General features: G+C 38.5%; 9 protein-coding genes, 1 pseudogene and 1 other annotated feature. All 10 genes and pseudogenes read left to right on the top strand.

The genetic code is table 11. From position 1 onward, the window contains the following. Positions 1-182 (top strand): annotated as a pseudogene (locus ACQRD1_RS08880) (Rpn family recombination-promoting nuclease/putative transposase); the annotation flags it as partial. Positions 183-643: 461 nt separating this feature from the next. Further along, positions 644-1,780: an IS110 family transposase gene (locus ACQRD1_RS08875; RefSeq protein ID WP_235234216.1), complete on the top strand. Its 1,137-nt coding sequence runs from the start codon at positions 644-646 to the stop codon at positions 1,778-1,780. A 370-nt stretch (positions 1,781-2,150) separates the two neighbouring features. Beyond that, positions 2,151-2,260: a sequence feature (ribosomal protein L10 leader region), on the top strand. Between the two features lie 95 nt (positions 2,261-2,355). Continuing rightward, positions 2,356-2,745, top strand: coding sequence for a hypothetical protein (locus tag ACQRD1_RS08870; protein WP_427787280.1), 390 nt, complete (start codon positions 2,356-2,358; stop codon positions 2,743-2,745). Next, on the top strand, positions 2,742-3,011 hold the full coding sequence (locus ACQRD1_RS08865; RefSeq protein ID WP_235234044.1) for a hypothetical protein: 270 nt from the start codon (positions 2,742-2,744) through the stop codon (positions 3,009-3,011). Before ACQRD1_RS08870 ends, ACQRD1_RS08865 begins: the two co-directional genes overlap by 4 nt. Before the next feature lie 20 nt (positions 3,012-3,031). Then, a complete protein-coding gene (locus ACQRD1_RS08860) occupies positions 3,032-3,583 on the top strand; it encodes a hypothetical protein (protein ID WP_235234043.1) in 552 nt (183 codons plus the stop codon). A gap of 700 nt (positions 3,584-4,283) precedes the next feature. Further along, entirely contained in the window at positions 4,284-4,955 is a 672-nt protein-coding gene (locus tag ACQRD1_RS08855; RefSeq protein WP_427787279.1) for a hypothetical protein, read from the top strand. Positions 4,956-4,972: 17 nt separating this feature from the next. Further along, positions 4,973-5,554: a signal peptidase I gene (lepB, locus tag ACQRD1_RS08850; RefSeq protein WP_235234039.1), complete on the top strand. Its 582-nt coding sequence runs from the start codon at positions 4,973-4,975 to the stop codon at positions 5,552-5,554. Positions 5,555-5,579: 25 nt separating this feature from the next. After that, positions 5,580-10,859 (top strand): SpaA isopeptide-forming pilin-related protein, encoded by a 5,280-nt coding sequence (locus ACQRD1_RS08845; protein ID WP_427787278.1) that lies wholly within the window; start codon positions 5,580-5,582, stop codon positions 10,857-10,859. Between the two features lie 95 nt (positions 10,860-10,954). After that, a complete protein-coding gene (locus ACQRD1_RS08840) occupies positions 10,955-12,439 on the top strand; it encodes an isopeptide-forming domain-containing fimbrial protein (RefSeq protein ID WP_427787277.1) in 1,485 nt (494 codons plus the stop codon). Between the two features lie 110 nt (positions 12,440-12,549). Beyond that, a complete protein-coding gene (locus tag ACQRD1_RS08835; RefSeq protein ID WP_268826643.1) occupies positions 12,550-13,368 on the top strand; it encodes a class C sortase in 819 nt (272 codons plus the stop codon). Positions 13,369-13,389 lie beyond the last annotated feature (21 nt).

Below are 13,389 nucleotides of genomic sequence, written 5' to 3'. Positions count from 1 at the left end.
TAGCAGAAGGAAAAACGGAAGCTGTTTTAGAAATGTTATTAGAACTAATGAATGATCTGGGCGAGATTCCGGATGAACTTCGAAACAGAATCACAAGTGAAAAAGATCTGGAAACGTTGAAGAAATGGCACAGATTAGCCGCAAGATCCGAATCCTTGGATGAGTTTTTGAAAAAGATGTAAAATGTAATTTCTTATAATTAATATCAATCATATCTATGACCGGATGTTGCAGGGCGCAGTGCTTTGCAGCATCTGGTGACTGTAGCACAAATCAGGCCGAATCAGGCAAAATATCAGATTAAGAAGAGCAGAGGAATCCTATAAAAATAAATCAAATTATTGTAGTAGAATAGAAGATAAATATACTATTTATTGGGATCTTAGCAGTCGATGAAGATGGAAAGAGCTTGCCAGTATTGCTGTTCGAGATCTGCGAAAGCTATAGTATTTCTTGTAAATGGTAAATAGCCGGTACCATGCCACTTGCTAGTTTTTGTGAGATAATTACTCTAAAAAATCTAAGGTTTTTTAGATAATATGAAGTGACCTCACATTTGTAGCAACGTGGGTTTACCTGTATACTAGAGTTTGATAAGAACAAAGGTAACAGGAATTACCGCATACAAAAGGAGATCACTCATATGAAAAGAATACTAAAAATTGGAATGGATGTCCATACCACAAATTACACATTATGCGCAATGGAGCCGGTGATTGGCGAGGAAGACCGCATATTTGCTACGATTAAGGTGACATCGGATTATAAAAATATTTTGATGTTTATCGAAAATCTAAAGCAAAAGCTTGGATTGAACCATGATTATGATATCCAGTGTGGATATGAGGCAGGGTGCCTTGGATATTCACTTTACAATCAGCTCACAGCCGCTGGAATAAAATGTGTAATACTTGCGCCAACAACAATGCTTACTCAACAGGGCGTAAGAATAAAAACAGATATGCGAGATGCACATATGATAGCACAGTGTTTATTGTATGGTGGATATCATGCTGTTTACATTCCGACAGAAGAAGATGATTCTGTGAAGGAATATCTTCGGATGAGAAATGATCATAAACTGGCACTGAAGAAAATCAAACAACAGATCAATGCTTTCTGTATAAGACACGGATTCTGCTATGATGGGAGAAAGTGGACACAGGCACATTTAAAATGGATAAAAGAACTGGAAATCACCAACAGACTGTATCGGGAAACACTGGATGAATATATGGCTTCATACGAGGAGCAGGAGGCGAAGATTGAGCGATTTGATAAACGAATCGAAGAAATCGCAGCTCAAATAAAATATCGTGAAAAAGTAAAGCGGTTAGAATGTTTCCTTGGAATTAAAACACATACAGCATTATCTTTGATTGTTGAAACCGGTGATTTTGAGAGATTTGCAAAAGGGAACCAATATGCAGCATATCTGGGACTTGCACCGGGAGAAAACTCAAGCTCTGACAGTATACACCGCCTGGGAATAACGAAAGCAGGGAACAGTCATCTGAGACAACTGCTGATAGAAGCATCCGGTGGAATATGCAAGGGAGCAGTTGGACATAAATCAAAAGATTTGAGGGCAAGACAAAATGGTAATACGGCAGATGTGATAGCGTATGCCGACAAGGCGAATACGAGATTGCGGAGTCGATACTATAAATTTATAAGACATGGCAAGAAAAGGAATGTGGCAGTAGCCGCAATAGCAAGAGAACTAGCATGCTTTGTATGGGGAATGATGACAGATAATATTGAAACAAAAGTAGTGTAGATGTATATCATAGTCAAACAGAAAAAGCAGCATACTGCAGCTGTTTCTGCCAAAGGTAACAAGTAAACAATCTGACAGTATTAGAAAAGAGCTGTGGTCACTGTAAGGTCTGAGTTATCTGCGGCCTCCCTATGTGCGCACATGAAACACTGTGATCCACGCTTTTAGATCGTAGAACTCAACGGCGGACCATTAGCCTGTAGGCAACCAATCCACGAATAACAGAGTGGCCAACTGCCGGGGACTGTTAAACTAGAGCTCTTTTCCAATGCTGTCAGAAAAACAAATGTGACTGGAGTGAAGAAAAATTTTTGAAATAAACAACAAGGAGAATTTTTGAAAAGGCTTGCAAATAGAGAAAAAATGTAATATAATATATGCGTTGTTACCGAAGACAGTAGGGGGGCAGTGCCATAAGTCCTACCGAGGAATTGCGAGAGATTATGCCCGACCTTTTGGTCGGGCTAGTTTGTTAATTTAGGAAGATGTACAATGAGTACGGTACATAAAGTAGTAAAAAATAGAATAAAAATTAATTGGAAACAATTTCTGTCGACTACTGGTTTGTGGGAATAATGATTAATGCATTACCAGTAGTATATAATTGCCTTAGAACATTTTTAACAGTAAAACAACATATTGATATAGTACAATTATTTTGGACTGATCAGAGTATTCTATTTATAAATTTTAGCACAGGTTTTCTGCTTTTTTTGGAAATATATTTTATGGAACAACGTTATGAAACTTTTTCAAAAGGTATGGGCGCAATATTGATCGCGTATACGTTTGTATTGATAATTGTATATACAGTATCTTTTTTTAGCCCAAATTGGAATGAAAGAGTCGGTGTTGCAGTAAATATGAGGATTAACATAGCAACATTACTTGTGTTAATTGTTTTGGGATTAATAGTATTTGTTATTTCATCTATAGAAATTAAAAGGGAGGTGGGGACTATATGATTCAGCTTATAATAATAATGTTACCGTTATTTATTTTGGGAGGCGGTATTGTTTTTTCATTATATCATCTTAAGAAAATTGTTTTAAAAGAGCCGCAACCAATAGAAGATGTTTCCTTGCCACCTTTTACTAATGACATAGATAAAATTCGTTCAGTTTCAAAGAAATATAGTAGTAAGATACGTGGTTCTGTTCGATTGGGGCAGGGACGAATAAAGTCCGTAGATGAATTATATGAATTAGAAAAAACGATATATTTTCCATAAGATTATTTGCAGGTGTATTCATGGATGATTATATAAAAAATTTTTGGAACGATTATAGTTTTATTCATAATACGACAAAAGAATTGTATATTTTATCAGAAGAATTAGAAAGCGATTTTAGTTCTTTTATTCAACCAATTAAGGAGCAAAGAGATTCTCTTGAACATATTGTTCGAGCATATTCTCGTATGTGTAGCGTTTCTTTAGAAGATCTGAATAAAGAAGATCAGGAATACGTAAAAAGCAATTTAAGTAAAGCACTTGGGCATATCTTTCGTGCGTTTTTTGATTGTGCTGATATTTTAGGAATTATATTGAGAGAACACTTAAGTACACAATTGAGAAACTTCTCTTATAGTCAAATAGTTCAAGTATGGCCTAAATATGAAACTTATCGGAAACAATTAATACGGATGCCTAAAGAGTTTGCAAAGCTAAGAAGTTCCAAAGATGTTGCAAAGAAATCTGATGAAATTATTGCAATGGTAAAACAATATAAGAAATGCATTGATGAATTGTTTGCGATTTATGATGAATTTATGGAAGATATTTATCCGAAACTTAATGCCTAATGCTAACGAATTTAAATTACTTGATATATGCATGACAATATTTTCAATTAATACTCTGGGCATGTGAAGTGAATTCACAGCCCAGGGTTCTAATAATCTGTAACAAATCAATGCCAAATCAGGCAAAATTCAATTAATTAGTAGGCAGAGAAATCCTATGAAAATCAAACAAATCATGGAAGCAATTACAATCGAGCCGGGAGCGACCATTTTAGAAAGGTAAATGGTTTCGCTGTCATCTTCTAATATTAGTTGAAACTGGAAGTTGCATGTATTGTCGGAAGGGTTTGCCAGAGTAATATTTGCCTGATCACTTCCCGCTTCCAGTGATATTTCGTCAAAGCTGGGGATTATAATGTAGTTTGTTTCACCGGTGGCCTCTTCGGATGAATTTTCCCAGTTTACCGAACGAGAATCATAGGAGAGGGGTGTGGCTTTATTAAGAAGGTACTGATTATTTGTTTAGTGTATTTTCTTTCATATAGAAAACTCCTTTTTTATCGTAATAAGATTACGATATGAAAGACGTTAAATTCTGTTCAGGAAAATGTTAAATCTATGAAAAGAAAAATAAGAATTATTACTAAAAATATTGATATTATGCGGAACATAGATTAAAATTATATGTACTTAGGAATAGATGATTGAAATAAATTAAAGATATTTAAGAAAGGCAAATGGACTCGCGGAGGATATGCATATGGACAATCGTAACGACGATATTTTATCGTATGCTGCTGAATATCTATTATGGCAGCAAAAGCGTGCTCGTCGGGATAAGATAATAAAGGTTTTGATTGTGCTTGCCGTACTTGGCGTTTTATGTGTATGTGCTTATTTATATTCGAATGATTGGTATGTAATGTCAAGAAAGAATTCTGATGTGGAAAAAGAGTTCAGAGAGGAATGGAAAAATGGGGCAGAGCACGTGGATCTGACAGGTGACTGGTCAGAGGATGTGCTGGCGATTGCTGAGAGTCAGGTGGGATATACTGAGAGCAATGATGAAGACTGGAGTGCTGTATTTGTATCATTTTGTTTAAGTTATGCAAAGGTAAAAAGTTTTCCTCTTGAGACAGAGTGCAATCAGTGGGTCCAAAAGCTCCGGAAGAGAAAAGATGGGATTTATCGTGATGCCAGTAAATACACACCAACATCTGGTGATCTGATTTTTTTGGATATGAATGATCCAGCAAGCCGAAAAATTGCTGATCATGTTGGAATAGTTGCTGAAGTGATACCTGCTACGGATGTTTCTTGTGCGAAGATAAAGACCGTTGAAGGGGATACGGATGATAGTGTGAACTATGTGATTTATGATTTGACGGATATAAGGATTATAGGGTACGGGAAGATTCCAGATGCTCGATGAGATTGAATGGGGATAAAATGAAACATAAACGAGAATTGCAGATACCGGAAATTGAACAATTGGAAGCGGAATTAAAGCGTGAAAGGTATAGGCATCGCTATGCTGGTGTGCTTCGCAGTACGATTTATACACTGGTAGTTGTTGCGGCGATTGCTGTTTTGGTTGCAACACTGTGGACTCCTGTGCTGCAAATATATGGAACATCTATGACGCCGACTCTGGAAGAGGGAGATATAGTTGTATCAGTTAAGTCATCTGATATGAAAACGGGAGATATTATTGCCTTTTATTTTAATAATAAAATTCTTGTAAAAAGGGTAATTGCCGGTCCGGGTGATTGGGTAGATATTGATGAAGAAGGGAATGTATTCGTTAATAATGAGATGCTGGACGAGCCTTATTTGAACGAAAAGGCATTAGGGGACTGTAATATTGAATTACCATACCAAGTTCCAGATGAGCGTTATTTTGTAATGGGTGACCATAGAAATGTATCTGTTGATTCAAGAAATAATATGGTCGGATGTGTTTCCGAAGAACAGATTGTTGGTACAATTGTTTTTAGAGTCTGGCCATTAATGAGATTTACGAAAATTTGAGAATAAATGGAAAGGAGGAAGTGTTTTGTTTGAAAGAGTGCGAAAGCAGGCTGAAAAATACATAAAGAAAAATAAAAGAAAAAAATTATGGTATAAAGTTGTTACTTGTATGGCAGCAGTTGTGATTTTTATTACTACTTATATGTTGATCTTGCCGGCAATTACGATGGAAAAGACTACGAATTGCGGTCTGGAGATACATCAACATTCAAAAGAATGTTACGATAGCGAACAAAATCTTATCTGTGGTTATGCAGATTTTGTAGTGCATACACATGACGAGAACTGTTATGATCAGTCTGGAAAATTGCTCTGTGATCTTCCAGAGGTGGAAGAACATGAACATCAAGCTTCCTGCTACCAGGAGGAGAAAAAACTTGTCTGCGGACAGGAGGAGTCAGAAGGTCATGTTCATGAGGATGACTGCTATATCAGCAAGAAAGCAGATTTGATCTGCACACAGGAAGAGCACACTCACAGTGAAGACTGCTATGATGAAGAGGGTAATTTAATATGTGAAAGAGCGGAGCACGAACACACAGATGATTGTTACCAATGGGATAAGGTGCTGAGTTGTGAGAAAGAAGAAAGTGCCGGGCATACCCATACTGAGGATTGCTATGTAACAGAAAAAACTTTAGTTTGTGAGAAAGAGGAAGTACTCCTTCATACTCATACTGATAAATGTATGGAGGAGGGAAAATTAGTCTGTGGAAAAACAGAGGTTTTGGAGCATCAGCACACAGAAGAGTGTTATCCGGAAAGATCAGATACAGAGGAAGATACTGATAAAGCGAAAGATGATGTAGAGAAGGATACAGCACAGGATACTTCTGAGGAAGAAGAGTCAGAAGAGAGTGATTTATTGACGGCAGAAGCACATGGAATGGATGTGCTTTCGGAAGATGAGGTTGATGACGTATTGGATAATACGGAAGAAGTTACAGAAGCAATAAATGTGTCGCCTTATATCACAGACGCTGAGTTAAAGTATCGAGAAAAAGGTACATCCGACTGGCTCACAATAAAAGACGCTACTATCCCAGGTGATGCAGATCTTAGGTTGGATGTTACTTATAAGAATGTTCCACTGGAGACTCTTCTGAGTAATGGTGGCAAGCTGACTTATACGCTTCCTTCAATTTTAAGAGATCCTGTAGCAAATGGTGAAGTGACAAGTGGTGGTAAAACAGTCGGAACGATTACGGTTGAGAATAATATTTTGACTATAACGTTTGATGAAACCTGGCTTCGTGAGTTGCAAAATGGTGGAAATACGACTCTGGATGGAACATTTTATGTGGAAAGCCAGATTAATCTTTCGGAGGTTGGCGAAGAAGGAAAAACAGAAATTATAGTTGGCGATGTAACAATTGAAGCTAATTTTGAATCAGAGATTATTTCTAAATATGGAAATGTAGATGTGGTCAAGTCTGTAGAACCGGAAATCATCAAAACTGAGGACGGAGACTATCTGGAGTATACGCTAACTGTAACTGCTGGTATTGATGGCTGCCCGGATGTAAAAGTGGTGGATACTTTTTCGGCAAATGGAAACTATGTTTCTTATGTTGGTTTGAGTACTACGGAAACAGCACTTGACAGTTCCGGAAGTCCCAGTGAAACCATTGCTGATGGTATGGCTCATGGTTCAATTTATAAAGACACTACTTCTATAGAAGAACCGGGTTCGTTGGTATGGGTAATTGGAGATATGGCGGCTAACGAAGTGCGGACGTTGACTTATCAAGTAAAATTAGAGAAAGGCTATACCTATATTCAAAACAGTACGAATAAAGTTATTTCTAATGAAGCGGACGTTTATTCAAAAGATAATCCAAGGGATACGGATACAGCTAATTTTGAACCGAAAGCGACTCTTAATATGAAGAAAAGTGCTTCTGAAGCCATTCGGAATGAGGAAGATGGAAGTTATACTATTACTTATACAGTTTGGATAGAGGCTGCATCTACGAATAAATTTGTTTTGGAAAATGTTCGGATTGAAGACAGCCTGAATAATACTGCCAATGCCACATTTGCAGATAGTCTTCAGTATATCAGCTATGTAGATGACTCTTTTAAACTTTTCAGTAATAAAACAGCTACAGGAGAAGAACTTCAGTTTGAGAAGAGTGAAGAAATCCCCAATAATCCGGCATTGAATTCTGATAAAAAAGGTTTTGTCGCCTATGTTGGGGATATGGAACCAGGTTCTGTGCGTTGTATCCAGTATCAGGTTCGAGTTGGATTGGAAGCAATCGGAGAGTCCGGTGGAAAGCAGTTAAGCGTAAAAAACCGTGCATTAGCATATTCGGATAATGCTAAAAATGGAAATAATAAATGGCTGCAGGCTTATAATAATACAAAGACAATTCAGTATGACCATTGGGCAAAAAAGCTGGTGGGTGATCCTTTAAAAACGGATGAAAATATAGTGATTAGTGGTAATGTTTATGACGCTACCGGAGATATTCCTGTGAAAGAAAGTTCTCCACCAGATAGGTTTACTGCACCAGCCGGAAGTTATTGTTACACGGTTACGGTTAATGAACTGGGGGACTGGGATGTGACATCAGCTTCTATGAAAGATACATTGGGTAATCAATATATGCAGTTTGTTGGCTATGTCAAAGTCGAAGCTTATGATCCGGATGATAGTGATGTGGTGAAGGAAACGGTTTGGGTTAAGATAGATAGAACTCAGACATTTGATTTTACACTAAAAGAGTTAGGGATATCGGATAATAAATATGCTTATCGTTTGATTTATTATGCAAAACCTGTACAGATAGAAGGAGTCAGTCAGGTCGTTGTAGCGAATACTTTTCAACTGAGTGGTGATATTATTATAGGGGAGGATGTCATATTTATTCTTACAGGCATTGAAGGATCGGCTGAAGTTACAGTAGAAGGTGGCAACAGTTTTGAGGCACATAAGTCGGCCTGGTATTATGAAGGGGCGAAAACTTCGGAGGGAAGTTGGTCAAACGGTGCTTTATATTGGGCTATTAAGGTGGACGGAACAGATTTTAAAGCCGGAACCTATCTACAGGATTATACAACCAGTCAAAGTGCTATGGTTTTTCGAAGAGATTCATTAGTTGGCATTTTTACTGGTTCATTCCCGGATGGCACAGATCTTACTGATTGCAGTGATGTGGCGGAAGCATTGGAAAGAGGAACTCTGACAAAGCTTAATGGTTCTTGTTATACAGCGACATTGTCTAATTCAAGAAAGCTGAACGGGGAAGATGCTTTCAGCGAATTGACAATTCAGATGAACGAGACAGTTACATTGGGAGAAGAGACTTCTATGTATATTATAGTTAAACTTGCGCCGGAATTTATCCCAGATAATCGTAATAGCTGCACATATTATAATTATTTAAAGAGTAGTGACAATGGTACTGATTGGCAGGATCGGGGGAATGCAAGTAAGACTCTTTATGGTGGTTCAAATATTCTGAAGGAGTTGGGTACAACTTTCACTTATGATGGAGAAAATATTGTTACGAAGACCAGCGACCATGGGGGAACAGTTTTCAAAGAATGTCTGCCTGAGCCGGGTTATTATGTTTCATGGGCCGTCAAAGTTAATTTTGGCGGAGATCTCTCTGGACGTTATCGCATTGTGGATCAGATACCGGATGGCATGGAGATTGCCTATGCTCGTATTAAATGGCGTGGCTCTAAAGCGCGAGGAACTCCTGGAGCACAGATGATACAGATTACAGGTCTTGGGTCTGGATGGACTGAGCATACCATGTATAAAGCACTTGATGGTGAAAATGCATTAAATAGTTATTATTATACTAATGGTAATCAGGTGTGTTGGGATGTCGATAATCTGATCGCCGGTGGGGAAGAGGATGTTTATTCCGTTGATTTTCAAGTGGTCTGTAGGGTAACTGATCCGGAGGTGTTACTTGGCGGCGAGAGCAAAGATTTTAATAACAAGGCAATTTTGTATACGGAAGGCGGAAATGAACTGGATTCAGATGTGAACGGTGTGGCGATATCTACTTCAACTATGGAAAAAGAGGCAACAGAGGGTGAAAGTATTATTCCATTTACCATTAAAGTGAATCCTTTAGGTGAAGATTTGTTGGAAGGAACAGATACACTTACAGTTGTAGATACTTTATCTGATACTCTGAAATTGGATCCGACTTCTATTGCAGTAGTTAATACGAAGGCGCAGGAAACAGTAGAGTTTACTGCATCGCAAGAAGGACAAATATTGAAAATCACTGTGCCGGATAATCAGCCATTGACCATCAGTTATAAGGCAAAAGTGCAAGCGGCACCAAATACAACAGTAGCAATTAAAAATGATGCTTACTGGGAAGGTTATGCGACAACTGGCGGAAGTAGCGTGGAAATTAAGGACTACTCTTATTCTGTAGGCGGTACCGCAGGAGGTACTGGGACACCATTTGTTGAGATTGTAAAATATGATCAGAATGACCTAACCAGTGTTTTGGCTGGGGCGACATTTACGATGCAAGAAGGAACGATGGAAAATGGTATATTTACCCCATCGACAGATGACTCCCGTATCTGGACAGGCACTACAGATGATTCTGGTAAACTTAAATTCGGAAAAGAGCCATTGATGCAATACAACACCGTTTATCAAATTACTGAAATTACGGCGCCGGATGGTTATGTCCTGGATAGTACACCGAGATACTTCATAGTGGCCAAAGCGGATGAAGATGGCACATATCCGGATTATCCTGATGGTGTGGATATCCATTACGACAGTAGTACTTATACTTGCGAAATCGCGAATCATAAAGGTGAAGCCTATGTAGAAAAGAAGTTTGAAGATGCGAATGATGGATCAGTGAATAAAATAAATGGTACTTATCGTTTTGGAATATACGATAATGAAGCGGCTAATGGAGATCCACTTCAGGTAGGGACAATCACGTATGAGAACAATAGTGTGACGCCTGAAGATGGCAAGGCAAAATTTACAAATCTGGAGTTGGGAAAGACTTATTACATATATGAGTTGGATGATACGGATCAGCCGATAAAAAATAATATGTTAGCTACGGTAGATAAAAAGACTTTTGATGTTATTTATACAAATGGTCCTGAAATAACGATTTCGAATGATGGAGAATCCCCTGTTACTGTAACCGTAACTAACAAAGTGCATTACACATCACTCCCCGATACAGGTGGAGATGGTACTCTTCCGTTTACAATGGGAGGTTTGCTTATTATTGCAGCCGGCCTTTTGTATGGATTCAGTATGAGGTGCAAAAAAGGAAGGAGGTCAGAAGGTTAAGCCTCCTTTTGCGGCAAATGATTGTGCCCGCATTGAATTTGGATAGAAATAATATTGCTTAAAAGCAAAATATAAAATGAAAGGAAAAGAGAGACATGAAAAAAGCAAAAAAAATTCTTGGATTATTGCTTGCAATGATGATGATGATGTCCGTAGCAATTACTGCAATGGCAGAAGAAACATATTCCATTACAATTAATAATTCTGCAGAAAGACATACCTACGAGGCATATCAGATCTTTACTGGTGATCTGAGCACCAATGAAGATGGTGGTAAAGTTCTTAGTAATATTGTATGGGGCTCTGGTGTGTCAGAAGCAGGTCAGACAGCTTTAGGAGACGCTGCTGCTAAAGCCGAAACATTAAAAACAGAAGCCGATGCGAAGGCATTCGCAAAGGAAGTTGCACCTTATTTAACAACTGCAGCAGGCTCTGCAAGTACAGTAACAGATGGTAAATATGTAATCTCTGGCTTGGCAGCAGGTTACTATCTGGTAAAGGATCAGGACGGTTCTGTGACAGGTGAAGGAGATGCTTACACAGAATACATCATTAAAGTTGTAGGAAATGTTACAACAAATCCAAAGTCTGATGTTCCGGAAGTTGAGAAAAAAGTAAAGGATATCAATGATTCCACTGATGATGTTATGACTGACTGGCAGGATTCTGCTGACTATGATATCGGCGATTCCATTCCATTCCAGTTAAAAGCTACCTTAGCTGACAATGTTTCTTCTTACACAACGTACAAGGTTGTATTCCACGATACATTATCCAAGGGTCTGACTTACAACAATGATGCAAAGGTTTATATTGGTGGTGAAGAAACAAATGGATTTACGATTACTCCTACGAGTAATGATGACGGAACAACTACTCTCACGGTTTCCTGTGATGATGTGAAAGCACTTGGCGCCGGAAACAGCTCTGTAATCACAGTAGAATATACAGCTACTCTGAATAATAGTGCAGTACTTGGCTCTGCCGGTAACCCGAATGAGGTTTATCTGGAGTACTCCAACAACCCGAATAAATCCGAAGAGAGCGACAATGAGACTGGTAATACTCCAGAAGATGTAGTTATCGTATTTACATACAAGACAATCATCAATAAGGTTGACGACGAAAACAAACCTTTGACAGGTGCAGAATTTACTCTGGAGAAGTATAATAAAGAGACAGATAAATGGGAAGCTATCACAGTAGTTAAGAGTGAAGATGGAACGACTTTCACATTCTCAGGTCTTGATGATGGAAAATATCGTCTGACTGAGACAAAAACACCTGCTGGATATAACACCATTGAACCAATCGAGTTTACAATTACTGCAGAGCATGATGTTCTGTCTGATAATCCTGCTCTTACATCCCTGAGTGGAAATGCAACGACTGGTGAGATTACATTTACATCTAGCACTACAGAAGGTTCTCTGTCCGCTGATGTTGTAAACAAAGCTGGTTCTACATTACCGGAGACTGGCGGAATGGGAACGACAATCTTTTACATTCTTGGTGGATTACTTGTACTGTTTGCAGTAGTTTTATTGGTTTCAAAAAAACGCATGAGCAGTGAGAAATAAAAGATATAAATGGCATGTTGTAAAAGAGATTCTTGTCATAATAAAGAATTGGCGGCGGGGCACATTCGTGTGCCTGCGCCGCAGTCTGATACAACAGTAAGGAGAGTTCTATGGGATGGATAAAAAAGAATAAGTCAACGATTATATTAGTTTTTATTCTGTTTGTAGGCATCTCCTTACTGCTGTATCCTACTCTTAGCGATTACTGGAATTCTTTTCATCAGTCAAGAGCAATTGCAAGCTATGTGGAAGCAGTTTCAGATTTGACGAAAGAGGATTATGCCAGAATCCGTCAGGAAGCGGAGGAATATAATAATAGGCTTTTGGAGAAAACAGACCGTTGGACATTATCAGAGGAAGACAAAGAGGAATATGAAACTCTCTTAAATGTAGGTGGAACCGGAATCATGGGGTATATTGAGATCCCTAAGATTAAGACACAGCTGCCAATTTACCACGGAATTGATGAAGCCGTGCTTCAGATTGCTATTGGGCATCTGGAAGGGTCTTCTCTTCCGGTAGGAGGGGAGAGTACACATTGTGTAGTATCCGGACATCGGGGACTGCCGTCAGCGAGGTTATTTACTGATTTAGACCAATTGGTAGAAGGAGATATCTTTTTTTTGCAAGTGTTGGATGAGACGCTTGCTTATGAAGTGGATAAAATTTTAATTGTAGAGCCAGATGAGATGTCGGCATTGGAGATTGAGGAAGGAAAGGATTATTGTACTCTGGTAACCTGTACTCCTTATGGGGTAAACAGCCACCGACTTCTGGTAAGAGGACACAGGACAACTTATACTGGTGATTCGGTGAAAGTTACTGCTGATGCGATGCAGATTGAACCTTTATTAGTTGCACCTGTAGTAGCAGTCCCGATTTTACTGCTGCTGTTAGTATGGCTATTGATACACTATCGAAAACGTTGAAAGAGAAAGAAGGAGGAGGTA

It is taken from the genome of Bariatricus sp. SGI.019 (genome assembly GCF_050315235.1).
Classification (GTDB): domain Bacteria; phylum Bacillota; class Clostridia; order Lachnospirales; family Lachnospiraceae; genus JAFBIX01.
This window is presented reverse-complemented; position numbering and strand designations above follow the sequence as displayed.

Bases quoted from the DNA above. Each gene is read 5' to 3' on its own strand.
- ACQRD1_RS08875 (WP_235234216.1), top strand. From the start codon at position 644: ATGAAAAGAATACTAAAAATTGGAATGGATGTCCATACCACAAATTAC.
- ACQRD1_RS08870 (WP_427787280.1), top strand. From the start codon at position 2,356: ATGATTAATGCATTACCAGTAGTATATAATTGCCTTAGAACATTTTTA.
- ACQRD1_RS08865 (WP_235234044.1), top strand. From the start codon at position 2,742: ATGATTCAGCTTATAATAATAATGTTACCGTTATTTATTTTGGGAGGC.
- ACQRD1_RS08860 (WP_235234043.1), top strand. From the start codon at position 3,032: ATGGATGATTATATAAAAAATTTTTGGAACGATTATAGTTTTATTCAT.
- ACQRD1_RS08855 (WP_427787279.1), top strand. From the start codon at position 4,284: ATGGACAATCGTAACGACGATATTTTATCGTATGCTGCTGAATATCTA.
- lepB (WP_235234039.1), top strand. From the start codon at position 4,973: ATGAAACATAAACGAGAATTGCAGATACCGGAAATTGAACAATTGGAA.
- ACQRD1_RS08840 (WP_427787277.1), top strand. From the start codon at position 10,955: ATGAAAAAAGCAAAAAAAATTCTTGGATTATTGCTTGCAATGATGATG.
- ACQRD1_RS08835 (WP_268826643.1), top strand. From the start codon at position 12,550: ATGGGATGGATAAAAAAGAATAAGTCAACGATTATATTAGTTTTTATT.